Here is a 26,484-nt window from a genome sequence, read left to right on the forward strand (position 1 = left end):
ATATCGCACTGCACAATGAAAAAATATGATTGATTGTGATTGACAATGTTTGGTCGTGATGGAAGCATGCACATTATCGGAGGAGCGGATGCACGAGAAAGAAAGACATCGGATCATTCTGTCGGCGGTTCAGGAAAAGCCCGTCGTCACGGTGCCGGAACTGGTCGACTTGACCGACAGTTCCGAGGCGACGATCCGGCGCGATATCGCAGCACTCCATGTCCAGAAGCGACTGCGACGCGTGCGCGGCGGGGCCGAAGCGATCAATCCGCCGCAATTCGTCGGGCTGGCTGGCCGCCCCTTCAAGGTCAATGAGAGCCTGCATGCGCGGGAGAAGCAGGCGATCGCCAAGGAAGCTGTGGCGCTCTGTGAAGACGGCGAGCCGATCATCATCAATGGCGGCACGACCACCTTTCAGATGGTGCACTTTCTGACCAATCGCCGGATGCAGGTCTTCACCAACTCGTTTCCGATCGCCGAGCATCTGCTCAAGCATTCGAAGAACACGGTGATGCTGTCGGGCGGCACGATCTACCGCGAGCAGAACATCATCTTGAGCCCCTTCGACAATGACGTGACGCGCAATTTCTATGCGCGCCGAATGTTCATGGGCGCCCAGGGGCTCGGTCCGCTCGGCCTGATGGAGGCGGATCCGCTGCTGATCCAGGCCGAACAGAAATTGATCGATCAGGCCGACGAACTCGTCGTGCTGGTCGACTCCTCGAAATTCCACAAGCGCTCCAGCCTCATCCTGTGCGGGTTGAAGCGGATCGCCACTGTGATCACGGATTCGGGCATCGAGGACAGGCATGCCGCGATGCTCGAAAATGCCGGCGTGCGCCTGGTGATCGCCAGTGCCAGGGCCGGCACGGATGCGGAGACTGCGTCCTCGACCGCTTGAGACGGCCGAGGGGAGGGGAAGATCGGTATCGGTTGCAAAAGGCCGGGCCGGTTTTGAATTGGAGAAGGTCAGTACCGGACGATGCGGTCATCCCGATCGCGTTCCGGTCCATGGGAGGAGTCGAAATGAAGATCCTGAAATCATTGATGGTCACGGCCGCCGTTTCGCTGGCGTTGATGGCCAATGCCGCGCATGCGGAAAACAAGAAGATCGCGCTCGTCGTCAAGGCGCTCGGCATCGGCTTCTTCGAGGCCGCCAACAAGGGCGCGCAGGAAGCCGCCAAGGAACTGGGCAATGTCGAGGTGATTTACACCGGCCCGACGACGACGACCGCCGAAGGCCAGATCGAAGTGATCAACTCGCTGATCGCCCAGAAGGTCGATGCCATCGCCGTTTCCGCCAACGACACCGACGCGCTGGTTCCGGCGCTGAAGAAGGCGATGGACCGCGGCATCAAGGTCATCTCCTGGGATTCGGGCGTTGCCAAGGACGGCCGCCTGATGCACCTTAACCCGTCTTCGAGCCCGCTGATCGGCAACATGATCATCAAGCTCGCCGCCGACAATCTGCCGGAAGGTGGCGATGTCGCCGTGCTCTCGGCAACCGCGACCTCGACCAACCAGAACGTCTGGATCGAGGAAATGAAGAAGGTTCAGGGCAACTACAAGGGCATCAATGTCGTTGCGACCGTCTACGGTGATGATCTGGCCGACAAGTCCTATCGTGAAACGCAAGGGCTCATTCAGTCCTATCCGAACCTGAAGGCGATTATCGCGCCGACCTCTGTCGGTATCGTCGCCGCGGCGCAAGCTGTCACCGACGCTGGCAAGGTTGGCCAGATCAACGTCACCGGCCTTGGCCTTCCCTCGGAAATGGCCGGCCACGTGAAGTCGGGCGCATCCAAGTCCTTCGCGATCTGGAACCCGATCGATCTCGGCTACTCCGCAACGATGATCGCCAATGATCTCATCAACGGTGCGGAAGCCAAGCCGGGTGCGGAACTGAAAATGGGCCGAATGGGCGCCGTCAAGCTCGACGACAACAATGAAGGCGCCATGGCCGACCCGTTCGTCTACGACGCCTCGAACGTCGAAGAGTTCGCCAAGATCTTCTGATCGGCGAGGGGCGTTTGATCGCATCCGCCCCTCATCCGCCTGCCGGCACCTTCTCCCCGCTTACGGGGAGAAGGGACAAGCGGCATACTCGCCCGTCCCCCTGCCACCAGTGAGTGGCTGGTTCCCAACGGACACCCTCTCCCCGCGAGCGGGGAGAGGGTTGGGGTGAGGGGCCATTTTCAGACTGCGGTGCGCTCGGTGTGAGGCACACAAATCAGGCGGAACTGAACTTGCTGCAGGATACGACCACATCGCGGATGAAACCCGCCATCGCGCTCGAGGGGATTTCCAAGTCCTTTCCCGGCGTCAAGGCATTGTCCGATGTTTCGCTGTCGCTTTACCCGGGCTCGGTCACGGCGCTCGTCGGCGAGAACGGCGCTGGCAAGTCGACCCTCGTCAAGATCCTGACAGGGATCTACCAGCCTGATGGCGGCAGCATCCGTGTCGCCGATACGGAAACGACGTTCCCGACAGCGCTTTCGGCCGCACGCGCCGGCGTCACCGCCATTCACCAGGAAACGGTGCTGTTCGACGAGTTGTCTGTTGCCGAAAACATCTTCCTCGGCCACGCCCCGCGCAACCGTTTCGGCCTGATCGACTGGAAGAAGCTGAATGCGGATGCGCGCGCGCTGCTGCATCGCGCCGGTGCCGATTTCGATCCGACCATCCGCCTGCGCGATCTCGGCATCGCCAAGAAACATCTGGTGGCCATCGCCCGGGCGCTCTCGGTCGACGCCCGCGTCGTGATCATGGACGAGCCGACGGCGGCGCTGTCGCACAAGGAAATTCACGAGCTCTATGCGCTGGTCGAACGGCTGAAGGCGGACGGCAAGGCGATCCTGTTCATCAGCCACAAGTTCGACGAGATCTTCCGCATCGCCGATCGCTACACCGTGTTTCGCGACGGAACGATGGTGGGCGAGGGGCTGATCGCCGACGTCGCCCAGGACGACCTCGTGCGCATGATGGTCGGCCGCGCCGTCGGCTCGGTCTATCCGAAGGAGGATGTCGCTATCGGCGAACCGGTGCTGACGGTCTCCGGCTACCGCCACCCGACCGAATTCGAGGACATCAACTTTGAACTGCGGCGCGGCGAGATCCTCGGTTTCTACGGGCTGGTCGGTGCCGGCCGTTCCGAATTCATGCAGTCGCTGATCGGCATCACCCGCCCGTCGGCGGGCGCCATCAGGCTCGACGGCGAGATCCTGGTGATCCGCAGCCCGTCGGAGGCGATCAGGAGCGGCATCGTCTATGTGCCGGAGGAGCGCGGCCGACAGGGCGCGATCATCGGCCTTCCTATCTTCCAGAATGTGACGCTGCCGTCCTTGTCTCGCACCTCACGCTCCGGCTTCCTGAAGCTTGCCAACGAGTTCGCGCTTGCACGGGAATATACCTCGAGGCTCGATCTGCGCGCAGCGTCGCTTGACCAGGATGTCGGCACGCTTTCGGGAGGCAACCAGCAGAAGGTGGTCATCGCCAAATGGCTGGCAACGAAGCCGAAGGTGATCATCTTGGACGAGCCGACCAAGGGCATCGACATCGGCTCGAAGGCCGCCGTGCACGCCTTCATGAGCGAACTTGCGGCCCAAGGCCTCAGCGTCATCATGGTCTCATCGGAAATTCCCGAGATCATGGGCATGTCGGATCGCGTCATCGTCATGCGCGAGGGTCGCATCGCCGGCCGCTTCGAGCGCAGCGAGCTGTCGGCGGAAAAGCTGGTGCGCGCGGCCGCCGGCATCACGGAGACCGCATGATGTCCAAGCTTCTGAAAAACCGTGAACTGCTCCTCGTCGGCGCGATCCTGGTGTTGATCGCCCTGATCGCCTGGCGCTTCCCACCTTTCGTCGCGCCCGCCAATCTGGCGCGTGTCTATAACGACACCTCGATCCTGATCATCCTGGCGCTCGGCCAGATGGCCGTCATTCTGACGCGCTGCATCGACCTTTCGATGGCGGCAAACCTGGCCCTTTCCGGTATGGTCGCGGCGATGCTGAACGCGGCCTTTCCCGGCCTGCCGATCCCGGTCATCATCCTGTCGGCGATGGCGCTTGGCGCGGTCCTCGGGATGGTCAACGGCGCGCTGGTCTGGAAGCTCGACATTCCGCCGATCGTCGTCACGCTCGGCACGCTCACCATCTATCGCGGCCTGATCTTCCTCTTGACCAACGGCAAGTGGATCAATGCCCATCAGATGAGCGATGCCTTCAAGAGCTTTCCACGCGCTGATCTTGCCGGCATTCCGGTGCTCTCCTGGCTGTCGGTCGTGATGGTCGCGGCGATGTTCCTGGTGATGACCCGCACCCCGCTCGGGCGTGCCTTCTTTGCCGTCGGCGGCAATCCGCATGCCGCGGTCTATACCGGTATCGATGTCGGACGCACCCGCTTCTTCGCATATTGCCTCTCCGGCACGCTGGCCGGCCTTTCCGGCTACCTCTGGGTGTCGCGTTATGCGGTCGCCTATGTCGATATCGCTGCCGGCTTTGAGCTCGACATCATCGCCGCCTGCGTCATCGGCGGCATCTCGATTGCCGGCGGCATCGGTTCGGTGCCGGGCGCAGTGCTCGGCGCGCTGTTCCTCGGCGTCATCAAGAACGCCCTGCCGGTGATCAACATCTCGCCCTTCGCCCAGATGGCGATCTCCGGCATGGTCATCATCATTGCCGTTGCCGTCAACGCGCGGGCCGAACGGCGCAAGGGTCGCGTCATCCTCAAAAAGGCGGAGGCTGTCTGATGGCCGAAACGCATCTCTCCCCCCGCAACATTCCCGATCGCCTGGAAGGGCGCGGCGCGCGCCTGCTGAAGAGCTGGGAAAGCCTGCTGCTCGTCGTCGCGTGTCTCATCTTCCTCGGCAATTCGCTGGCTTCGCCCTATTTCCTCGATCCGTGGAACCTGTCCGACGCCACCTTCAACTTTACCGAAAAGGCGATGATCGCCTTCGCCATGGCATTGGTGATCATTTCCGGCGAGATCGATCTGTCGGTCGCCTCGATCATCGCGCTTGCCTCGACGGCGATGGGCTATGCTGTCCAGCTCGGTTTCGACACGCCGGCGTTGGTGATTGTCGGCCTGTCTGTCGGGCTGATCTGTGGTGTCGTCAACGGGCTGCTGATCACCGGCCTCGGCCTGCCGTCGATCGTCGTCACCATCGGCACCATGAGCCTGTTTCGCGGCCTGTCCTTCATCATCCTCGGCGACCAGGCGTTCACAGGCTATCCCGACAGCTTTGCCTGGTTCGGGCAGGGTTATGTCTGGTGGGTGTTCTCGTTCGAGTTCACGCTGTTCGTCGTGCTCGCCGTCATCTACGGCGTGGTGCTGCACAAGACCAATTTCGGCCGCGCCGTGTACGCGATCGGCAACAATCAGACCGCAGCGCTGTTCTCCGGCATCCGCGTCAACAGGGTGAAGTTCACGCTGTTCCTGCTGACAGGCCTGATGGCCGGGCTCGCCTCGATCTGCCTGACCTCGCGCCTCGGCTCCACCCGTCCGTCGATCGCGCTTGGCTGGGAACTGGAGGTCGTGACCATGGTGGTGCTTGGCGGCGTCAGCATTCTCGGCGGTTCCGGCACCATTCCGGGGGTGGTGCTCGCCGCCCTGATCATGGGCATGGTCACCTTCGGGTTCGGCCTTTTGAACGTACCGGGCATCGTCATGTCGATCTTCATCGGTTTGCTGTTGATCTCGGTGATCGCCCTGCCCATCCTGTGGCGCCGCGCCCGCCGCCGTCTCGCCCACTGAGGTTTCCATGGAAAAATACGCCTTTCGCATGCGGCTCAATCCGGGAATGGCCGCCGAATATACCGCGCGCCACGACGCCATCTGGCCGGAACTGGTGACGCTGCTGAAAGATGCGGGCGTCACGGATTACTCCATCCATCTCGACGAGGAGAACGATCTGCTCTTCGGCGTTCTCTGGCGCACGGACGATCATGGCATGGCCGATCTGCCGTCCCATCCGGTCATGCAGAAGTGGTGGGCCCATATGGCCGACATCATGGAAACCCATGGCGATAACGAGCCGGTCGCGGTGCCGCTCAAAACCGTCTTTCACATGAGCTGAGCCGATGCGGATCGTGGGCGTCATCGACATCGGCAAAACCAATGCCAAGGTCGCAGCGGTTGATCTCGATCGTTTCGAAGAGATTGCCGTGCGCAAGACTGCAAACGGTGTCGTCCGGAGCGATCCCTATCCGCATTTCGATGTCGACCATCTCTGGGCCTTCGTGCTCGATAGCTTGAAGGCGCTCAACGCCGAGTACCCCTTGCAGGCGATCTCGATCACCACCCACGGGGCGACGGCAGTCGTTCTCGACCAAGCCGGCGGACTTGCCTTGCCCGTGCTCGACTACGAATTTGGTGGGCCGGATATCCTGTCGGAAGCCTATGAGCGCGTTCGCCCGCCCTTTACTGAAACCGGGTCCGCCCGGCTGCCGATGGGGCTGAACGTCGGCGCGCAATTGTTCTGGCAGCAGCAGACCTTTCCCGATGCCTTTGCCCGGGTCGCGACAATCCTGACCTATGCGCAATACTGGACCTTCCGGCTGACGTGTGTGCGCGTCAACGAACTGACCTCGCTCGGTTGCCACACCGATCTCTGGAACCCGAGGGCCGGCACCTTCTCGACCCTGGTGGACAGCCAGGGTTGGGGCCAACTGTTCGCGCCGGTTCGCAGGGCAGACGAGATCGTCGGTGCGCTGCTGCCCGAACTTTGCGCCGCCACGGGCATTCCCGAGGGCATACCCGTCTATTGCGGCATCCACGATTCCAACGCATCGCTGTTGCCGCACCTCTTGACCCGAAAGGCGCCGTTCTCGGTCGTATCGACCGGCACTTGGGTCGTGATGCTGGCGGTGGGCGCCGCCAAGGTAACACTCGATGAACATCGCGACACGCTAATCAACGTCAACGCCCTTGGCGACCCGGTTCCCTCGGCGCGCTTCATGGGCGGTCGCGCTTTCTCGCTGCTGCTCGGCGACAATCCGACGCCCACCTCGTTCAAAGACGAGCAGGCCATCGTTGCGGCCGGGCACATGCTCTTGCCTTCGCTTCCCGAAGGCTCTGGGCCTTTCCCGTCAGCCAAGGCCCGCTGGAGCGTGGATGAAGAGACGTTGACGCCAGCCGGCAAAGTCGCCGCCGTCTCATTCCATCTGGCTCTGATGACGGCGACCTGCCTCGATCTCATCGGTGCGCGCGGCGATATTGTCGTCGAGGGACCGTTTGCCGCAAACGCCGCCTATCTGCGCATGCTGCAGGCGGCAACCGGACGTCCGGTCCTTGCCGACAGCCAGAACGTTACCGGCACCAGCCTTGGCGCCGCAAGCCTTGTCGACGGCAGCCACGTGCGGACCGGGGTGCAAGCTTTTGACGGCGCGGTGCCTCAGAGCTTTGCGCGCTATGCAGAAGATTGGCGATCGCTCACGAAAGACCATTGCAAAATGGCACAGGCGATCAGCTATCCTGAAATATTGGAAGAGTAACGGCGTCCTATGAGAGACGCTCGCGACAAGACGAAGCGCGTTCTTCCGCTCAGAAAACCGAGCTGCGGTTTGCCGAACGGTTATGCTCGAGATTGAGCACGATGGATACGGCCATCATTGTCAGGATTGCTGTGAGAGCGGCGCCAATTCCAAGAACAATCATTGTTCGTTTCCCGTCAGCGCATCGTCATGATGTCGCTTTGCTTGCTGCAAAGGTTTCTTTCGCGCGACACGCGCCCACTTCACTTTCGCTTCGATACGCGAGCGCAAGTAGAAGTACAATTCTAAACTCTTGTGAGTGAAAACCTGTTGAAATTCGCCGCTAATAGTGCGGCATTGCTGCGTTGCAAAAACACTGCCCAAAAACGTCCGGCGAATTTTAGTGATTCCGGTTACAGGCTATCAACCGTTAACCTTCAGGCAAGGAATTAACCATAAACATTGTCCCACACGTCGGAATGGGAAAATTCACAGTCTCCTCAAGGCATGATGCCGCCCCGCCGTACCGGTTCCGGTCCGGTATCGATTCTTCACCGAATTTACTTGCGGGATGGACGATAGCAGACGCCAGATGGCGGAGGCTGATCGCATCGATGTGGCGTGCACGTCCGGTGGACCGTGGACTGTCCTGTTCCTCCCCAGGTGAATTCCAAGCATGAAAAACCGGGGATTGAGCGTTGAGGCAGGAACCATCGTCAGAACAGGCAAGGAAGGGCCAGGCAGGCAGTCTGCTGGAGCGCTTGCGTTTTGCCGGGCTCGACGACGAGAGCTGTTCCCGCATCCGTGACACCCGGCAGAAGCTTTCCCCCCGTATCGACGCAGCGCTTCGCGATCTCTTCCAGCGCCTGCAGAGCTATCCCGACGCAGCCCGCCATTTCGACAACGACCGGCAGCTCGATCGCCTGCAGGACATCCAGTCCTCCCATTGGAACGTGCTGACCGATGCGCGTTTCGACGGCCTCTATGCCGAGCGCGTCAAGGTGCTGGCCGACACATCGAACCGCATGGGCCTCGACCCGCGCTGGCAGATGGCAAGCCATGCCGTTGTGTTGGAACACTTGCTGGTCGGCCTCATCGAAGAGGCCTGGCCGAAGTCCTTCCTGCCGATGGGCCGGGGACGTCGCAAGGAATTGTGCGACCTGGTCGCGGCCCTCGTCCGCACCGTCTTCGTCGATACAGAGATCGGCGTCTCGCTCCGCTTCAACGGTCTGCGCCAGCAGCACCAGCGCCAGCTCGCCGAACAGCACAGCGCCGACGAGCAGGCTGTAACGACGCTTTTCGGCGATTTCGCCAAGGGTTTAAACGAGGGAGACCTCGGCGTACGCCTTTCGCAGACGGCGCCCGACGCCTATCAGCCGATCGTTGCCAGCCTGAATGCGGCGCTCGACACGATCCAGCAGAGCCTGCAGTCCGCCGATCAGCGCGGCCAGGCGGCCGAGGCTTTTGTCGGACGCCTGCGCGAAGGTGCTGCCGGTTTCTCCGATAAGGCAGCCGCGGAAGCCGATGCCCTCACGGGCCATATTGCGGCACTTTCCGACATGACCGAGCGCATGGCCACCGGTTCGAGCCGCATCAGCGCCACCGAGACGAAGGCCAACGAGACCCGGGTTGCCGTTGAGCGCAGCGGCGAGATCGCCGGCCAGGCTATTTCCGCCATGGCCGACATCGAGGCATCGGCCGAAAAGATCGGCCAGATCATTGGCGTCATCGACGAGATCGCATTCCAGACCAATCTCTTGGCGTTGAATGCCGGCATCGAGGCTGCAAGGGCGGGCGACAGCGGCCGTGGCTTTGCCGTCGTGGCCCAGGAAGTGCGTGCACTTGCGCAGCGTTCCGGCGAGGCCGCGCGTGAAATCAAGCAACTGGTGTCCGGCACTAAGTCGCAGGTCGAGACCGGCGTCGAGATCGTTGGCCGCACGCAGGATGCGATCAGCAGCATCGTCCAGCAGGTCACATCGATCAATGCAGCGGTCTCCGGCATCGCCCGCGAGGCCGAGCAACAGGTCGGCGACCTCAAGGGCGTGACATCCGACATCGGGGCGATCTCGCGCGCCGTCACGGCAAGTGCGGCGATGGCGGGCGAAACGGTTCGCTCCTCCGACGATCTGCACAATGTCATCGTCGAGCTTGGCGAGACGATCCGCAGGTTCCGTGTCGAACGCCGCCACGCGGCTTCACCAACACCGGCTGCCAGCCAGGGACGCAGCCTCACGGCTCGTCTTGATGTGGTCGATGACGAAATCGTGGCGCCATTGTTCGATGACGCTCCGCAACGTCAGTTCGCCGGTTGGCAACGCTGATCCCAGGGACACTCAAGAGTTAGCAGTCGAGGAAAACAGGAATGGCCAGCAAGAAGACCGCCCGGAAAACGCTCAGCCTCGCTCCGGTGTTGGACCTGAACGAAGCGACGACGCTGCACGAGAAGCTTTTGGGCCTGAAGGGCAGCGATCTGACGATTGACGCCTCCGCGGTCGAGCGCGTGGGAACGCTTTGTGTCCAGGTCCTGATGGCTGGTGCCAAGACTTGGGAAGAAGAACATTTGTCTTTCACCTTCAGCAAGGTGTCGGACGCTTTCGAGAAAACGACACAGCTCATCGGGGTCGACATCGACCACCTGATGGCAAAGGAGATTTGAAGAATGAAAAAGCGAGTTCTGACAGTCGACGACTCCCGAACGATCCGGAACATGCTTCTGGTCACGCTGAACAATGCCGGTTTCGAAACGATCCAGGCAGAAGACGGTGTCGAGGGCCTCGAGGTTCTTGAGGAAGCCAATCCCGATGTCATCGTCACCGATATCAACATGCCGCGTCTCGACGGCTTCGGCTTCATCGAAGGCGTGCGCAAGAACGACCGCTATCGCGCTGTGCCGATCCTGGTCCTGACCACGGAAAGCGATGCTGAAAAGAAGAACCGTGCCCGTCAGGCCGGTGCCACCGGCTGGATCGTCAAGCCGTTCGACCCGACCAAACTGATTGATGCAATCGAGCGCGTAACGGCCTGAAGTCCGAGGATAGCCTCCAATGGATATGAACGAAATCAAAGAGATCTTCTTCCAGGAATGCGAGGAACAACTCGCCGAACTGGAATCGGGTCTGCTGAAGCTCAATGATGGCGACCGCGATCCGGAAACGGTCAATGCCGTGTTTCGCGCGGTGCACTCGATCAAGGGTGGCGCCGGTGCTTTCGGGCTCGACGACCTCGTCTCCTTCGCTCACGTGTTCGAGACGACACTTGATTGCGTTCGTTCCAACAGGCTCGATCCCGGCCCCGAGGTTCTGAAGGTGATGCTGAAGTCGGCCGACGTGCTGGCCGACCTGACGAACGCTGCCCGCGACGGCGGCAGTGTCGACGAGGCGCGCAGCCGCCAGCTGATCAAGGAGCTCGAGGCGCTCGCCAATGGCGAAGTGCCCCAGGCATCGGCCGTTGCCGAGCCGGTTGCCCCGGTTTCCAAGGCAGCGCCGGTTGCCGTAGCACCGGTCGTCAACGACGAAGGCTTCCAGCCTGTCGCCTTCTCCTTCGACGATTTCGAGACGGACGAGCCGGCCTCGATGGAGATGCCGACCTACGAGATCGTTTTCAAGCCGAAGTCCGATCTCTACGCCAAGGGCAACGACGCCACTTTGCTTCTGCGCGACCTCTCGCGCCTTGGCGAGATGAGCATCCATTGCGACATGGACACGCTTCCGTCGCTTGATCGCCTGAGCCCGGAAACGGCCTACTTCTCCTGGAAGGTGTCGCTGAAGACGGACAAGGGTGAAGACGCGATCCGCACCGTGTTCGAATTCGCCGAGTGGGATTGCGACCTCGATGTTTCGCTGGTCTCGGGCGAGACCGCGCCTGTCGGCGAGGAGCTGCCGATGCAGCCGGTACCGTTCGATTTGTCGATCCTCGACGACGAGCCGGTAGGCCCGATCGGCGTGATCGAGGAAGAAGAGCAACTGGCCGCACAGCAGGAGATCCGCAACGCGGCCGTCGCTGCTGCCGGTACCGCCAGCAATGTGTTGCAGATGGCCCAGTCCGCCGCCCGCGCGCCCGCTGAAAAATCGGCCGGCGCCGCCGCCAGCGCCGCTGCGCAATCCGCAGCCGCGCAACAGGCAGCAGCATCTGCCGCCACTCCGACCATCCGCGTCGATCTCGATCGCGTCGACCGCCTGATCAACCTCGTCGGCGAACTCGTGATCAACCAGGCAATGCTGTCGCAGAGCGTGGTCGAAAACGACGCCAACGGCACCTCGTCGATCAACATGGGCCTCGAAGAGCTGCAACAGCTCACCCGCGAGATCCAGGACTCGGTGATGGCGATCCGCGCGCAGCCGGTAAAGCCGGTGTTCCAGCGCATGTCGCGCATCGTTCGCGAAATCGCCGACATGACCGGCAAGTCTGTCCGTCTCATCACCGAGGGTGAAAACACCGAAGTCGACAAGACGGTCATCGACAAGCTGGCCGAACCGCTGACGCACATGATCCGCAATGCCGTCGACCACGGCCTTGAAACGCCCGAGAAGCGACTTGCCGCCGGCAAGAGCGCCGAAGGCACCGTGCGCCTGACCGCAAAGCATCGTTCTGGCCGCATCGTCATCGAGCTTGCCGACGACGGCGCCGGCATCAACCGCGAGAAGGTGCGCCAGAAGGCGATCGACAATGACCTGATCGCCGCCGACGCCAATCTATCCGATGAGGAGATCGACAACCTGATCTTCCACGCCGGCTTCTCGACGGCCGACAAGATCTCCGACATTTCCGGCCGTGGCGTCGGCATGGACGTGGTCAAGCGTTCGATCCAGGCGCTCGGCGGCCGCATCAACATCTCGTCGAAGCCCGGCCATGGCTCGGTCTTCACCATGAGCCTGCCGCTGACGCTGGCCGTGCTCGACGGCATGGTGGTCACGGTCGCCAACCAGACGCTGGTGGTGCCGCTGACGGCGATCGTCGAAACCCTGCAGCCGGAAGCCGCTGCGATCCATTCGTTCGGCTCCAACCAGCGACTGATCTCGATCCGCAACTCCTTCTGCCCGCTGGTCGATGTCGGTCGCATCCTCAACTTCCGCGCCAGCCAGGCAAACCCGGTCGAAGGGGTCGCCCTGCTGGTGGAATCGGAAGGTGGTGGCCAGCGCGCGCTGATGGTCGACGCCATCCAGGGCCAGCGCCAGGTCGTCATCAAGAGCCTCGAGGCCAACTACACCCATGTGCCGGGCATCGCAGCCGCGACCATTCTCGGCGACGGTCGGGTGGCACTCATCCTCGACGTCGACACGATCGTGGCTGCTTCGCGTGGCCAGTCGCTCAAGCCTGAAATGTCTCTCGCTGCTGCTGGATGAATGTGATGACCTATGCCGCAAAGAATCTGACCACGGACGGACGAGAGCTGATCGCTTTCCGCGTCGGCGATCAGGAGTTCTGCGTGAACGTGATGTCCGTGCGCGAAATTCGCGGGTGGACACCGGCGACTGCGATGCCACATGCACCGTCCTACATGCTCGGCATCATCAATCTGCGCGGTGCGGTGTTGCCGATCGTCGATCTGTCGGCACGCCTCGGCATGAAGCCGGCCGAGCCGACCGTCCGCCACGTCATCATTGTCGCCCAGGTGAAGAGCCAGGTCGTCGGTCTGCTCGTTGACGCGGTCTCCGACATCCTGACGATCACCGACGACAAGATCCAGCCGACGCCGGATGTCATCTCGTCCGAATTCGAAAGGAGCTTCGCCCGTGGCGTGCTCGCGATCGAAGGTCGGTTGATCTGCCTAATAGAACTCGAATCTGTCTTCCCGCAGGAAGAAAGGGAAGCAGCATGAGAAACCAGGCCGTTCTCGAACAGAAGCAGTCGCCCGACGAATGCCTGGCAAGCGGCGAGTATCCGCTGACGCGCCGCGATCTCAATGAAATCGCAGCGATGATCTACGCCGATGCCGGCATCTACCTCAACGAGACCAAGGCATCCCTGGTCTATTCCCGGCTGTCGAAGCATATCCGCAACCTCGGTCTCAAGGGCTTCCGCGAATACTGCCAGCTCGTCTCTTCGCCTGCGGGTGCCGCTGCCCGCCGCGATATGCTCTCGCACTTGACGACGAACTTCACCCGCTTCTTTCGCGAGAACCATCACTTCGAACATCTGAAGACGGATGTTCTGCCGGAGTTGATTGCCCGCGCCAAGGCCGGAGGTCGCGTGCGTATCTGGTCTGCCGCCTGCTCCGACGGGCAGGAGCCCTATTCGATCGCGCTGACGGTGCTGTCGCTGTTGCCGAATGCGGCTGACTACGACTTCCGAATTCTCGCCACCGATATCGACCCGAAGATCCTGGCGCTGGCCCGGGCCGGCGCCTATGACGCCACCGCGCTTGAGACAGTCAATCCGGCCATGCGCAAGCAATGGTTCGACGAGGTCAATGCCGGCGGCCGCTTCAAGTGGCAGATCGACGATCGCGTCAAGCGGCTCATCACCTTCAACGAACTGAACCTGATGGCGCAATGGCCGTTCAAGGGGCCGTTCGACGTCATCTTCTGCCGCAACGTGGTGATCTATTTCGACGAGCCGACACAGATGAAGATCTGGTCGCGCTTTGCCGGCATGCTCGGCACCAACGGCCATCTCTACATCGGTCATTCCGAGCGCGTGTCGGGCGACGCCAAGTCGCAGTTCGACAACATCGGCATCACCACATACCGCCATACCGGCAAGTTTCATGGAGGACGGGTATGACAGCACCCGCTCGCGTTCTCGTCGTCGATGACTCGGCCACCATGCGTGGCCTGATCACCGCAGTTCTCAATTCCGATCCGGGTGTAACCGTCGTCGGCCAGGCGGCCGATGCGATGGAAGCGCGCCAGGCGATCAAGCAACTCGATCCTGATGTCGTCACCCTCGACATCGAGATGCCGAACATGAATGGCCTGGAATTCCTCGACAAGATCATGCGCCTGCGGCCGATGCCGGTCATCATGGTCTCGACGCTCACGCACAAAGGTGCCGAGGCGACGATTGCAGCACTTGAAATCGGTGCGTTCGACTGCGTCGGAAAGCCGCTTCCGGGCGACCCCAACCCTTTTGCCGGTCTCGTCGACAAGGTAAAGGCGGCCGCGCGCTCGCAGCGCAAGTTCATCATCACCGGCAACAAGACGGCCGCACCCGCTGCAGCCAATGCCAATGGTGCTTCTGATTATCGGGCCGGCCGCAAGATCATCGCGATCGGTGCCTCCACCGGCGGCGTCGAGGCGCTGATCACCGTGCTGCAGAAATTCCCGGCGAACTGCCCGCCGACGGTGATCACGCAGCACATGCCGCACACCTTTACCAAGAGCTTCGCCGAGCGGCTCAACCGCCTGTGCGCACCAACGGTACAGGAAGCAACCGATGGCGCGCGGCTGGAAATCGGCAAGGTCTATCTGGCTCCGGGTGGCGAGCGCCACCTCCAGGTCGCCAATCCGACAGCACCCTGCTGCCGTCTGGTCGACCGCGATCCCGTCAACGGCCATCGTCCTTCGGTCGACGTGCTGTTCGATTCGGTCGCCGAACTCGCCGGTCGCAACGCGATCGGCGTCATTCTGACCGGCATGGGCCGTGACGGCGCATCCGGTCTCCTGAAAATGCGGCATGCCGGAGCAAAGACCTTCGGCCAGAACGAAAAGACATGTGTCGTCTACGGCATGCCGAGAGTTGCATATGAATTGGGTGCCGTCGAAACGCAGCTCCCCCTCGGTTCCATCGGGGAAGAGATACTGAAGACAGCGGCGCTCCGGAAGGAAGGAAGCGAATAATGTCCATCGCCGAAAAAATAAAAGTACTGATCGTCGACGATCAGGTCACGAGCCGCCTGCTTCTGGGCGACGCCTTGCAGCAGCTGGGCTTCAAGCAGATCACGGCTGCTGGTGACGGGGAACAGGGTATGAAGATCATGGCCCAGAACCCGCATCACCTCGTCATCTCCGACTTCAACATGCCGAAAATGGACGGCCTTGGCCTGCTCCAGGCCGTGCGCTCCAACCCGGCAACGAAGAAGGCTGCATTTATCATCCTGACGGCGCAGGGCGACCGCGCGCTGGTCCAGAAGGCGGCCGCGCTCGGGGCGAACAACGTGCTGGCAAAGCCGTTCACCATCGAAAAGATGAAGGCCGCCATCGAAGCCGTATTTGGGGCATTGAAATGAACATGGAAGCCGGCGGCAAGCGCGTGCATGTCATCCAGGGCGAGTACAAGGTCTTCAACGATCCCAATGTGGTGTTGTCGACCATTCTCGGTTCCTGCGTGGCAGCCTGCATGCGCGATCCCGTGGTCGGAGTCGGCGGCATGAATCATTTCCTGCTGCCGGGATCGGCGTCATCGCCCGCTTCCGGCGGCGACGCTACCCGCTACGGTGTTCATCTCATGGAGCTGTTGATCAACGGCCTGCTGAAGCAGGGCGCTCGCCGCGATCGACTCGAAGCCAAGATCTTCGGCGGTGCCAAGACGATCGCGCGGTTCTCGAATGTCGGCGAACAGAACGCCGCCTTTGCCCGCCAGTTCCTGCTCGACGAAGGCATTCGCATCGTCGGTGAGAGCACGGGCGGCGAACACGGCCGCAAGCTCGAATACTGGCCGTCTTCGGGGCGCGCCCGACAGTACGCACTGACTGGCGTGGAAACCCAGCGCACCGTGCAGCTGGAAGAGCGTCCGGTGGTGGCACCGCGTCCGGTCGAAAGCTCCATCGAATTCTTCTGATCCTGCGGGGGGTGTCCTGCAGGCCGACCATACACCTGCGCTATCGCTGGAATAACCACGTGAGAAACGACAATGCAGACTGACTACCAGGGCCACATGCCACACGTGGAAGAATCACTGCCCGAAGTGCTGATGCGCGTGGTCACCGAGCTTCACGACGTCGCCTATCTCATCGAACGGATCGAGCCGCAGCTGCTCGGTGGTCGAGGCGCCTCGGCGCTGGACAGCCCCGAAGAGATGATGGTGCTGCAGGGCATCGATCTGGCCGTGCAGAAGACCCGCGGACTTGCCGAGTTCATCGATACGATCACGGCGGCGATCCCCGATACCTGCCTCGTCGACGTCACGACCGCCGTCAATCTGGTCAAGCTCGCCGACATGAAGAAGGCGCTCGGCAACGGCATGTTGCGTCACGGCCATTCTCAGCCGCTGACGAAAGCGGCGGGCGACTTCGAAGCGTTCTAGGTCGCCGCGCGTTCGGAAGAGCGCGCCAAGGACGTTTCGACACTTTCGTGCCAGCGCATCCTGTCCGCCTTCGGTGGATCCGCTCGAAGGGGGGATGCTCGAGAGCATTTCCAGGAAGCGCGCGAGGCGGCTTTCCACCAGGAGATTTTAAAAAACAAAGGGATAGAACGTCCCCACGCCCCCGTTCAAGACGGAGGCGCACCCGCGATCGAAACCGTATCGATCGTCGATACAGCCAGATTTCTCTACTGCGATATCCCCCGAATTCGCCGAAACTGTCGACTAAAGCCAAGTTCGCACAAGTTTCGTTTCCTACGGTCCCGATCGGGGCTGATGGATTCGTGTGTATTGCAAACCGTTACGGGGCACACGACACCCATCAAACCCGAATGTTGGAACTGCGCAGGGCGCTCGTCGGATGACCGGCTTGAACGTTCTGCGATACTGGGTGCGGAAACAGAATGAGTCTGTTGAATCAATTTTCGATGTTCACGAAGAACCTCGCCGGGCTGGGGCAAGGCAAGCTGATAGCGCTGGCCGCCGCCGGCATTATCGCTGTCGGCATGGTCCTGGGCGCCGGCATCTACGTCAACAGGCCATCGTTCGAGACGCTCTATGTCGGGCTCGAGCGAAGTGACGTCACTCAAATCAGCATTGCGCTTGCAGAAGCCAATATCGACTTCAATGTCGGTGCCGATGGTGGCAGCATCCAGGTTCCCGTCGGCATGACCGGCAAGTCCCGTCTGCTGCTCGCCGAGCGCGGCCTGCCGAGCAGCGCCAATGCCGGCTATGAACTCTTCGACAATGTCGGCTCGCTCGGCCTGACCTCCTTCATGCAGGAAGTCACCCGGGTTCGCGCGCTTGAAGGCGAAATCGGACGCACCATCCAACAGATCTCCGGTATCGCCGCTGCCCGCGTCCACATCGTCATGCCCGAGCGCGGCAGCTTCCGTAAGGCAGACCAGAACCCGACCGCCTCGGTGATGATCCGTGCCAGCGCCACGGTCGGCCGCAATGCCGCAGCCTCCATCCGCCATCTCGTCGCCTCGTCCGTACCGGGGCTCGATGTCGATGACGTGACCATTCTCGATTCGACCGGTCAGCTTCTCGCCTCGGGCGACGATCCGGCCAACAGCGCCCTCAACCAGTCTCTGGGTGTGGTTCAGAACGTCCAGACCGAGCTTGAGAAGAAGATCGACAACGCGCTCGCTCCATTCCTCGGCATGGACAACTTCCGCACCAGCGTCACGGCACGCCTCAACACCGACACGCAACAGATCCAGGAGACGATGTTCGATCCGGAATCGCGAGTCGAGCGTTCCACCCGCGTCACCAAGGAAGAGCAGAAGTCCAGCCAGCAGCAGCCTGACAATGCCGCAACCGTGCAGCAGAACATTCCTCAGGCCGCCCCGAAGGGTGGCGCCGGCCCGCAGTCGAGCGACCAGGCAGAGAAAAAGGAAGAGCAGACCAACTACGAGATCAACAGCAAGACGATCGCGACGGTGAAGAACAGCTACACGGTCGAGCGCCTGTCGATTGCCGTGGTCGTCAATCGTGGTCGCATTGCCGCCATGGTCGGCGAGCCCGTCGATCAAGCCAAGGTCGACGCCTACCTGCAGGAGATGCAGAAGATCGTGTCGTCCGCCGCCGGCATCGATGCGAACCGCGGCGATGTGGTGACCCTCAACGCAATGGACTTCGTCGAGACGCAGCTGCTCGACCAAGCCGTCGCCGGTCCGGGCATCATGGAGACGCTGACGCGCAATCTCGGTGGCATCATCAATGCGCTCGCCTTCGTCGTCGTCGCCTTCCTGGTGGTCTGGATGGGCATGCGGCCGCTGGCTCGCCAGCTTGGCCTTGGTGGAAGCTCCGGCCAGCTCGCCAATGAGTCCGCCGGGCTCGAACTGCCCGATTTCTCCCCTGCGACGGCAGGTGCCGGTGGCGCCCTCATGGACGGCTTCGGTTCCGACTTCGGCTTCGACAGCACCGACGACCTTCTCAGCATGGGCGAGGACGCCGGCAGCTTCAACCGCCGCGTCAAGGAAGGGCCGGAAAGGCGCCTTGCACGCATGGTCGAGATCAGCGAAGAGCGCGCCGCCAAGATTCTGCGCAAATGGGCGATCGAGAAAGCCGCCTGATTACACACGGAAATCGTCTGACAGAGGAAGATCCCGCCACTTCGGCGGGATTTTTCGTTTCGGTGGTGATACGGATGCCATCATGTCCGGCGCAACTATTGTGCGAGTCTCTGCGGATTCTGCGGTCAGTCGCTCGATGCGCGGCAAGAATCGTTGATCATCCGTCAGAGTCATGAGTGTGGCCGGCGATCGTATTGCTTTAACGAGATCTTAATTTGTAGATTCCGCAGTCGCCGTCGACGTGCTCAAGGCGGGCTGGTTTACTGCTTCGGTCATGATCAATACATAGATAAATTGTAATATAAATTTGACTATTCGATAATAATCAATGTCGTATTCTGTTTTTATATAGTGAAAGACTACGGTTGTTCGATCAAACAACTGATGCATTTCCGCAACAGGCGCTGCTCTAAAGTAAAAAATGCATCTATTCGACGATTTTCCCGACTCCCTCGGGCGGCGGAATTTCCGTTGGAATTGTGCTCAGCACTGTATCCGGCGCTGCGCGAAATCGATGCGGCAGCGGAGCAGGGGCAATTCGAAAACAAAAACTCTTTTAAATATCAACGCTATGTCAAAACACATGCTGCTCGATGCCGGAATTCGGAAAAGCCGAAGCGGCATCTTTGCGAATCGTTTCATGAAAGGTGGGTGAAGTAAATAGCGAGAAGATGGCGGTGGTTTTTTTTGAGGACGGATGTACATTTTTAACAGTTGATTCGCGTCCTGAATTGCGACTGGTGGTGATGTTCGGCTTGAGCCGGCTGTCGGCGGCGACAGTGCAAGCACAGGTTCCAGGGCGGTGAATCCGGCACGGGGGCTGACATCATGGACATTTCGCAAGCAGACATAACTGTCTGGCCTTTGCCGACAGCGTCGACACGCATACGCGGTGGTGGGCTCACACGTGACCAGTTGTTCCGGCGGCTGGGCGACATGGCCGGGCGCGCCAACCTGGGAGCCGGGCTTGCGGCCCTGACCGAGTATGTCGGCGCGAGCCATTACCTCCTGGCACGATACGATCTCTCGCAAGATAACGGCCTCGACTTCGTCGTCTGCTCCGATTGGCCATTCGATATTGTCCGGCGCCTTTCGGGCATCGTCACCGGGCTTCACGCCAAGACTACCGAGCTAGAGAAGTGCCTCTCGGTGTTGCAGCCGATGTTCTATTCGCTGCCCGACGACATCGATCTGCCACGCGGCATCAGCCGAGAGTATTGCGCGGTCACCTTCAATGTCGGGCGGCTGCGCTTCTCGTTGATGCTGCTCGTTCCCGAGGACGTGATCCTCTCGCAGGAGAATCTTCGCGATGTGACCTTGCTTGCCGGATACCTGGCAAGCTTCACCACGCGCGCTGAAGTGCGGCACGATCGCGACTTCGAACTTACCGATCGCGAGCTGGAATGCCTCTTCTGGATCGCCGAGGGCAAGACGAGCGAAGAGATCGCCGTCATTCTCGGGATTTCCCGCAACACGATCAACAACTACATCACCAGCGTCATGCGAAAGACGGCGACGCGAACCCGCTCCGAAGCGATTGCGTACGCCGTCCGAAACAACCTGGTCTGAGAGGCGAGACTGATGACCCATTTCCTCGCCAATGGACGTAACGACGACGACCAGCGGCACAGCCGCAGCGGCAGAGCGGCGCGCGCGGCGACGCTGATCACGCGGTTGCAGGCTATGCAGCGTCAGATCAACGCCAAGCATTTCGCTGTCCTGCGCCTCAACAGCAAGGGCATGGGCGCGGTGCGTAAGATGACCTGCGTGCTCGACAATTGGGGTGTTTCCTCGGAGGCGAATGCCCACGATCTCATAACCGTCTACGGCGAGGAACTGACGGCCCATCTCGATACGTCGCTGCTGCCCGTGCTTTGGAATGGCTCAGGCGAACACCAGGCGGCGGAGATGTCCGAGTTCGGGCACTTCGCTCACCGTCTGAAAGGCCGCAAGCTTCCCTATTCCGGTATCGCCTTTCCTGTGCGCCTGGGTGCGCAGGGCAACGGATACGTCGTCTTCGCCGGCAGCTATGTCGACGCGACGACAGAGCAGGTCGTCGACCTGCACGGCCGCAGCTGCACGATCATGACCGACCTTCTGGCTGCCGACGAGAAACGTATGGTGCAGGCCGAAACGCTCAGCGATCGTGAGATCGCTTGCCTGCAGATGGCGGGCGACGGCCATATCAGCGAGGAGATCGCCGAGCGGATGGGTCTTTCCGTCCACACCGTGAATGCCTATCTCGGCGCCGCCACGACCAAGCTCGATTCGGTCAACCGGATCCAGGCGATCGCCAAGGCCATTCGCCTCGGCTACATCAGCTGACGACACAGCGGTTCAGCTCGCCAGAGGCAGCTGATACGACGTTATGAACTTCGCTTCCGCGAGGCTCTTTGCAAGAAAAGCCGTGTTCTCGTCCGGGTCGGCCGACGGATTCTGGAACGTGATATGGCTGATCTCGATGCCGGCCGTTTCGTTGCCGAGAGACAGCCGCACATAGATGGTCACGCCGCGAAGCTTGAGCTCAAGATCGAGCACGATTTCCGGCTCGCTGTCCCAGTCGAGATTGTAGTTGCCGCCGAGACCGAAATTGACCGTCCCGGGCAGGAAATACAGCTCGGCGGCCGATTCAACGAGGTCAGCGAGGCTGGCGTAGGATTCGAACCGCAGGAGAGCGATGAAGTCCGCAGCGTCGATGAGACGCAATTCGGTCGCCACTGGGCGGATCGCTTCGGCTACTAATTGTTCCCGTCTCTCGGAGAATTCGCACTTTTTCATCGGCGTTACGTCATCCGTTTTGGTTGCGATTGCGCGTGCACCCTGTGAATGAGTTCGGCGACTGCCTTGTAAAACACGGGTGGAATCACACTATCGACCGAGACTTGTGCAAACATGGAGCGTGCAAGCGGCGGATCCTCGAAGACGGGGATGCCGTTTTTCTCAGCAATTTCACGGATTTTCAGGGCAACGAGGTCCTGGCCGAGCGCAACGACGACCGGCGCGTCGCTCTCTTCGCGGACATAACGGAGCGCAACGGCATAGTGAGTCGGGTTGGCGATCACCAGCGTCGCGCGCGGCACGGATGAAATCATGCGCTTGCGCGCCCGATCGCGCTGCATCGAGCGCAGGCGCGACTTGACGATCGGGTCGCCCTGCGCCTGCTTCATTTCCTCTTTCACTTCCTGCTTGGTCATCATCAGCTCGGTGTACCAATGATGGCGAGACCAGAAGATGTCGGCGATCGCCAGAACGGCCGTGGCCAGCATGATGACGATCATCACCTGGTTGAGATCGGACGTCATCGTCGCAAAGATCGTCACCGGATCGGAGAACATCAGGTCGAGCGTGGCGAAATAGTCGTTCCAGAGAACCAGCACGACGAAGATCGACACGACGATGATCTTGAACAGCGACTTTCCGAATTCCACCAGGCCCTGAACACCGAAGATGCGCTTCATGCCCGCCATCGGCGAGATCCTGTTCATCTTAGGCTGGATGCGATCGAGCACCGGCCGCGGCAGGTTCTGGAAGATCGACGAGCCGACACCGAAGACGATGAGCAGCACGAAGGCGGGAATGAGCAGTGCGGTCGATTTCCAGGCGAGATGCGTCATCAGCGCGACGACATCCGTGGCGTTGTTCAGCCGCCAGGCCTCCGGCTGTTCGAAAATGTCCTTGAGCGCCTCGGCGACCGTGCCAGCGCCATCGGCGAGGAAGAAGACGAAAAAGATATAGATCGCCACCGTCGAGGCAAAAGTTGTCGCCTCGCGGGAGAAGGGCAGATTACCCTTGTCGGCGGCGTCGGAGATCTTCTTCTCCGACGGGGACTCTGTTTTACTGTCCTTATCCTGATCGTCCGACATGCGACAGGAAGTCTCCCGACCGGTTCCACAAGCCAGCGCTGATCTTGCGCTGCCTGTAGTGAACCCGGAAAACAGGCCAGACAAGAGCCTCGTCGGGGCAATCATGCGGGGTCAACAGGAAATGCGACCCTCCGATCCCGCCAACGCAAAAACGCGGGCCCCGGGGACCCGCGTCATCGATCTGTGATTGGCAATTGTGCCTGCCTCTGGAAGCGTTCCCGGCGGCCGGGGTCGATCAGGCGGCCCGCGCTTCCTTGTCCTTCAGCTCCAGCTGGCCGCTGGCGGCGAGACGGATCGCCTCCTGCGTGATCGAGCGGCGGGCAATGGCGATATCGCGCGGGTTGATGCCGGCGTCGCCCATGGCGAGATCGGATTCGATCATGCGGCGCTGACGTGCGCCGATCGAGGCGAGGACCGATTCGCGCAGGTCCGAGGTCGAGCCACGCAGCGCCATGGTGATGATGTCGGTCGAGACATCGTTGAAGAGCTGAACGCGGCTGCGCTGCGGCATGTAGAGAACGTCGTCGAAGAGGAAGATCTTCGGGCGAACCTTCTTGGCCGATTCGGTGCTGAGGGTTTCGAGCGAGGCAAGCAGGGTGTCGACCTGCGGCTTGTCGAGTTCGTTCATAACCTCGGCGATCTTTGTCGGGCCGGCGGAGTTGCGCTCGGCTTCCATCTCGCCGATCATTTCCATGACGCGGTTCTCGATGATGGATGCCGCCTTGGGGCTGACGTCCTTCATGTTGACGGCACGCTTCAGGATATCGGGTCGCTGCTCTTCGGAGAGCTGCAGCAGAACCTTTGCGCCGAAGCTCGAAGGCATCATCGACAGCACATAGGCGATGGTCTGCGGATGTTCCTTGGCCAGTTGCAGCGCGACTGCCACCGGGTCGCATTCCTGCAGTCGGTCCCAGATATTGGCTTCGTAGGACTGGAAGGTGGCGCGGCGGCCGAGCAGGCCGTCGACTTCATCCGGCGTCAGGCCTTCCTCGAGAATGCTCTCGATCGCCTTGGCGTTGTCCATGAGGCCCGCGCCCTCGGTGAAGAGGTCCTCGAACTCGTTGACCAGCGCTTCCAGCTCGTGGGGAGGGATGGCCCGCAGCGACTGCGCCGAGGCGATGATCGCCTGCAGTTCGCTCTGGGTGAAGAACTTCAGCAGCTTTCCGGCGACGGTCTTGCCCATCGCCAGCAGAACGGCCGCTGCCTTATCCGTCTGGTTGAGAGGCCTGGAAAGTGCCTGAGCCTCAAAACTTTCGAAATCCATCATGGATTCATCCCTCGCCCAATAATTGGGTTCTATGACTTCTTGCTGCCCTTGATCTCGATGAGCTTGACGCCGAACCGGGTGTCGTCGCCTTCGAGAACGGTAATTTCACCACGGCCGATGATGCGGCCGTTGACCATGATTTCGACCGGTTCGCCGATCCGCCGGTCGAGCGAAATCGTAGCACCTTCGGTCAGGTTCATGAGGCCCGATACCTGCATCCGGCTGGTGCCGAGAACGATCTGGACATCGATCGGAATGTCCATGATCAGGTCGAGATTGGCGGTCATGCCGCTGCCGGGCGGCGTATCGGTGACAGCTTCACCGGCATCGAACGTCGACGCGCCGAAATCGCTTGCACCGAAGCTGCTGCCGCCGCCGAAATCGGTGGAGGCCGGGGCGGACGACAGGTCGCTGCCGAATGTGTCCGAGCCGAAGTCGCCGCCAAAGGCGCCGAGGCCATCGGCAGGAGCCGCGAAATCGCCGCCGAATTCGGCGGTTCCGCCGAACGTGTCTTCGCTGCCGAACTCAGCGCCGAAACCAGCCGGTGCGTCCGTGTCCTTCTTGAGAACACCGCGCAGATCGTCGATCGCCTGGTCGAGTTCCATGTCTCCGACAGCGACTGCGGCCTGTTCGTTGATTGGTGCTTTCTTGGGTGCCATGTGCGAACTATTCCAGTTGAAGCTTGCCTCAGGCCTACTGCCTGTCGACGGCGAGCCGAATTAACTCATGATGTGGCGAAGGATGTCCTGCTCGGAACCGTGGGTATCCTTGACCCGCACGGTATATTTCGCACCCGAACGGCCGAACTCGCAGACGTAGAGGTCGCGGCCGTTGGCGTTCACGTCGACGCGAACGTCCTGGGCATCGTGGAAGGGAATGACATCGCCGGCCTGGAGACGGCTGATCGTCTCGAGCGTCAGGCTCTCCAGCCGGATCCGCGCCTCGATCGTGACGGCGGAGCGGCGAACCTGCTCCTCCATCTGCTCGGTCCATTCGGTCTTTTGCTTGCGGTGCTGTCCGGCGCCTTTTGGAAACACCACCTGCGTCTTCAGGAGCACGCTTTGCGGCACGATGATCGAGAAGGTAGACAGGACAGGACCGAACCCGATCGTCATGTCGATTGCCGCCGCATGCACGTCCTCGACCGTCGGGTCAGGTTTGCCGCGCGCAGCGCTGTTCTGTGCGCGCGCAACGATCGGCTCGAAGCCGCCCGGCGCGTTGACCGCGGTGCGCAGCACGTCGGCAATCTTCTCCAGGATCGGTTGGGCGACGTCGATTTCGATCGGAGAAAGCGTACGCGGTTGCGGCTCTTCTATATCCGTCGGCTCAGCCCCCAGCAGCGCCTCGACCAGGGTGATAATGATCGGGCTGTCGCAGCTGATCTGAAAATCGGGGCACCAGTTGCGCAAGGAGACGTCGCCGATCAGCACGCCGCTGCCGAGCTCGGCGATCAGATTGTTGCGAAGTCCGGTGCGGAAGCCCGCATAGGCGATGGCGATGTCGAGACCGGTTTCCGCCTTGCAGATGTCGGGAAGGAACTCGCCGAATACGTGGCCGAGATCGAGTGCGACCCGGCCGATCGCGCGGTCGTCGCCAAGCGCGCCGGTCATGCGTGCCAGCAGTTTCCTGTCGAAGGGATGAACGTTTGTTGTTGTACCTGACATCATCGGATCAAGCCGCCTTGCTTTCGCTGCCGCCGCCGGGGTTCATCATTTCCTGCTCGACCGCGTCGATCGAAGGACGCTCATAGGCCGAAATCGTCTTGCGGCCATATTCGAGCGCGACCTGCGGAACCGAGCCGTTCATGTAGGCAAGCAGCGTCTGCTTGACGATGATGTAGAGGCGGTTCTGCTTTTCACGCACCGATTTGATGTTGGCGACGATGGGAGCGACGATCGAGTAGGAAAGGAACACGCCGAGCAGCGTGCCGACGAGTGCGGCTGCGATCTTGGCGCCGAGAACCTCGGGCGCCTCGCTGATCGCGCCCATGGCTTTGATAACGCCGAGAACCGCCGCGACGATGCCGATCGCCGGGAAGGCGTCGCCCATGATCGTCAGCGCGTGGTAGGACTTCATCTTGTCGTGGGTGATGGTCTGGATTTCTTCGTCCATCAGCGCCTCGATCTCGTGCGAGCGGGCATTGCCGATGATGATCAGCCGGACGTAGTCGCAGATGAAGGCCGTCAGTTCCTTGTTCTTAAGGACGGTTGGCGCCGACTGGAAGATCGACGATTCCTCGGGGTTGTCGATGTGGCTTTCGATCTCGTTGCGCGACTTCGTTCTGAGATCGCGCATCAGCGAGTAGAGAACGCCGAGCGTATCGAGATACTCCCGCTCCTTGGGAACCTTGTGGCGAAAGGCTTCGCCGAGAGCTTTGCCGGTATCCTTCACCACCTTCATGGAGTTGGCCATGATGAAGCCGCCGATACCGGCGCCGCCGATAATCAGCAGTTCGAAAGGCTGGTTGAGGACTTCCATATGGCCGCCCATGGCCACGTAGCCGCCGAGAATACAGCCGAAAGTCACAAGAAGCCCGATGATGATGTTCATTTTCGATACCCGTC

The 26,484-nt window shown here is 61.1% G+C and carries 26 protein-coding genes; 20 read left to right on the forward strand and 6 right to left on the reverse strand.

Features of this window, described 5'->3' with window-relative positions; all coding sequences use genetic code 11:
* The first annotated feature begins 88 nt into the window (after positions 1-88).
* The 20 genes from AC1Q80_RS03005 (at position 89) to visR (ending at position 21,115) form a co-directional block, all read left to right on the forward strand.
* Complete coding sequence (locus tag AC1Q80_RS03005; protein ID WP_176351499.1) at positions 89-901, forward strand: DeoR/GlpR family DNA-binding transcription regulator; 813 nt, start codon at positions 89-91, stop codon at positions 899-901.
* Between the two features lie 125 nt (positions 902-1,026).
* The gene (gene rhaS / locus AC1Q80_RS03010; RefSeq protein WP_077504362.1) at positions 1,027-2,016 is read left to right on the forward strand and encodes a rhamnose ABC transporter substrate-binding protein; all 990 of its coding nucleotides are present in this window, start codon (positions 1,027-1,029) and stop codon (positions 2,014-2,016) included.
* 257 nt (positions 2,017-2,273) lie between these two features.
* Positions 2,274-3,770 (forward strand): sugar ABC transporter ATP-binding protein, encoded by a 1,497-nt coding sequence (locus AC1Q80_RS03015; RefSeq protein WP_492359616.1) that lies wholly within the window; start codon positions 2,274-2,276, stop codon positions 3,768-3,770.
* Positions 3,767-4,747, forward strand: coding sequence for an ABC transporter permease (locus tag AC1Q80_RS03020; RefSeq protein ID WP_492359617.1), 981 nt, complete (start codon positions 3,767-3,769; stop codon positions 4,745-4,747). The genes AC1Q80_RS03015 and AC1Q80_RS03020 overlap by 4 nt, the downstream gene beginning before the upstream one ends.
* Positions 4,747-5,751 (forward strand): ABC transporter permease, encoded by a 1,005-nt coding sequence (locus AC1Q80_RS03025; protein WP_492359618.1) that lies wholly within the window; start codon positions 4,747-4,749, stop codon positions 5,749-5,751. The genes AC1Q80_RS03020 and AC1Q80_RS03025 overlap by 1 nt, the downstream gene beginning before the upstream one ends.
* A gap of 7 nt (positions 5,752-5,758) precedes the next feature.
* A complete protein-coding gene (gene rhaM / locus AC1Q80_RS03030) occupies positions 5,759-6,073 on the forward strand; it encodes an L-rhamnose mutarotase (protein ID WP_173418976.1) in 315 nt (104 codons plus the stop codon).
* 4 nt (positions 6,074-6,077) lie between these two features.
* On the forward strand, positions 6,078-7,490 hold the full coding sequence (locus AC1Q80_RS03035; protein ID WP_492359619.1) for an FGGY-family carbohydrate kinase: 1,413 nt from the start codon (positions 6,078-6,080) through the stop codon (positions 7,488-7,490).
* A gap of 677 nt (positions 7,491-8,167) precedes the next feature.
* Positions 8,168-9,790, forward strand: coding sequence for a globin-coupled sensor protein (locus AC1Q80_RS03040; protein WP_209787544.1), 1,623 nt, complete (start codon positions 8,168-8,170; stop codon positions 9,788-9,790).
* A gap of 41 nt (positions 9,791-9,831) precedes the next feature.
* Entirely contained in the window at positions 9,832-10,125 is a 294-nt protein-coding gene (locus AC1Q80_RS03045; protein WP_077504355.1) for an STAS domain-containing protein, read from the forward strand.
* 3 nt (positions 10,126-10,128) lie between these two features.
* Positions 10,129-10,494 carry a response regulator gene (locus AC1Q80_RS03050; RefSeq protein ID WP_065784641.1) on the forward strand — a complete coding sequence of 122 codons (366 nt, stop codon included), beginning with the start codon at positions 10,129-10,131 and terminating at the stop codon, positions 10,492-10,494.
* 19 nt (positions 10,495-10,513) lie between these two features.
* Positions 10,514-12,811 (forward strand): chemotaxis protein CheA, encoded by a 2,298-nt coding sequence (locus AC1Q80_RS03055; RefSeq protein WP_173418979.1) that lies wholly within the window; start codon positions 10,514-10,516, stop codon positions 12,809-12,811.
* A 5-nt stretch (positions 12,812-12,816) separates the two neighbouring features.
* Entirely contained in the window at positions 12,817-13,287 is a 471-nt protein-coding gene (locus AC1Q80_RS03060) for a chemotaxis protein CheW (protein WP_077504418.1), read from the forward strand.
* Positions 13,284-14,192 carry a protein-glutamate O-methyltransferase CheR gene (cheR, locus tag AC1Q80_RS03065; protein ID WP_077504353.1) on the forward strand — a complete coding sequence of 303 codons (909 nt, stop codon included), beginning with the start codon at positions 13,284-13,286 and terminating at the stop codon, positions 14,190-14,192. The genes AC1Q80_RS03060 and cheR overlap by 4 nt, the downstream gene beginning before the upstream one ends.
* Positions 14,189-15,247, forward strand: a complete 1,059-nt coding sequence (cheB, locus tag AC1Q80_RS03070) for a protein-glutamate O-methylesterase CheB (protein WP_077504352.1) — start codon at positions 14,189-14,191, stop codon at positions 15,245-15,247. Before cheR ends, cheB begins: the two co-directional genes overlap by 4 nt.
* Positions 15,247-15,636, forward strand: coding sequence for a response regulator (locus tag AC1Q80_RS03075; RefSeq protein ID WP_025425902.1), 390 nt, complete (start codon positions 15,247-15,249; stop codon positions 15,634-15,636). Before cheB ends, AC1Q80_RS03075 begins: the two co-directional genes overlap by 1 nt.
* Positions 15,633-16,187 (forward strand): chemoreceptor glutamine deamidase CheD, encoded by a 555-nt coding sequence (gene cheD, locus AC1Q80_RS03080; protein WP_173418982.1) that lies wholly within the window; start codon positions 15,633-15,635, stop codon positions 16,185-16,187. The genes AC1Q80_RS03075 and cheD overlap by 4 nt, the downstream gene beginning before the upstream one ends.
* Positions 16,188-16,259: 72 nt before the next feature.
* Positions 16,260-16,652: a chemotaxis protein CheT gene (gene cheT / locus AC1Q80_RS03085; RefSeq protein ID WP_176351509.1), complete on the forward strand. Its 393-nt coding sequence runs from the start codon at positions 16,260-16,262 to the stop codon at positions 16,650-16,652.
* Between the two features lie 461 nt (positions 16,653-17,113).
* Complete coding sequence (fliF, locus tag AC1Q80_RS03090) at positions 17,114-18,790, forward strand: flagellar basal-body MS-ring/collar protein FliF (protein ID WP_173418984.1); 1,677 nt, start codon at positions 17,114-17,116, stop codon at positions 18,788-18,790.
* Positions 18,791-19,618: 828 nt separating this feature from the next.
* Complete coding sequence (gene visN, locus AC1Q80_RS03095; RefSeq protein ID WP_173418986.1) at positions 19,619-20,359, forward strand: transcriptional regulator VisN; 741 nt, start codon at positions 19,619-19,621, stop codon at positions 20,357-20,359.
* Between the two features lie 12 nt (positions 20,360-20,371).
* Positions 20,372-21,115 (forward strand): transcriptional regulator VisR, encoded by a 744-nt coding sequence (gene visR / locus AC1Q80_RS03100; RefSeq protein WP_209787538.1) that lies wholly within the window; start codon positions 20,372-20,374, stop codon positions 21,113-21,115.
* A 12-nt stretch (positions 21,116-21,127) separates the two neighbouring features.
* On the opposite strand, the gene AC1Q80_RS03105 is transcribed toward visR, so the two are convergent.
* From AC1Q80_RS03105 to motA, 6 genes are all read right to left on the reverse strand, one after another.
* Complete coding sequence (locus tag AC1Q80_RS03105) at positions 21,128-21,568, reverse strand: BspJ family T4SS effector nucleomodulin (protein WP_209787536.1); 441 nt, start codon at positions 21,566-21,568, stop codon at positions 21,128-21,130.
* A 5-nt stretch (positions 21,569-21,573) separates the two neighbouring features.
* Positions 21,574-22,653, reverse strand: a complete 1,080-nt coding sequence (gene flhB, locus AC1Q80_RS03110) for a flagellar biosynthesis protein FlhB (RefSeq protein WP_077504344.1) — start codon at positions 22,651-22,653, stop codon at positions 21,574-21,576.
* Positions 22,654-22,888: 235 nt separating this feature from the next.
* Positions 22,889-23,920 carry a flagellar motor switch protein FliG gene (fliG, locus tag AC1Q80_RS03115; RefSeq protein WP_209787534.1) on the reverse strand — a complete coding sequence of 344 codons (1,032 nt, stop codon included), beginning with the start codon at positions 23,918-23,920 and terminating at the stop codon, positions 22,889-22,891.
* Between the two features lie 29 nt (positions 23,921-23,949).
* Positions 23,950-24,579, reverse strand: coding sequence for a flagellar motor switch protein FliN (fliN, locus tag AC1Q80_RS03120; protein ID WP_209787532.1), 630 nt, complete (start codon positions 24,577-24,579; stop codon positions 23,950-23,952).
* A gap of 60 nt (positions 24,580-24,639) precedes the next feature.
* Positions 24,640-25,587, reverse strand: coding sequence for a FliM/FliN family flagellar motor switch protein (locus AC1Q80_RS03125; RefSeq protein WP_173418992.1), 948 nt, complete (start codon positions 25,585-25,587; stop codon positions 24,640-24,642).
* Between the two features lie 4 nt (positions 25,588-25,591).
* The gene (gene motA, locus AC1Q80_RS03130; RefSeq protein WP_077504340.1) at positions 25,592-26,470 is read right to left on the reverse strand and encodes a flagellar motor stator protein MotA; all 879 of its coding nucleotides are present in this window, start codon (positions 26,468-26,470) and stop codon (positions 25,592-25,594) included.
* Positions 26,471-26,484 lie beyond the last annotated feature (14 nt).

It is taken from the genome of Ensifer sp. GW823-FHT05D09 (genome assembly GCF_058795755.1).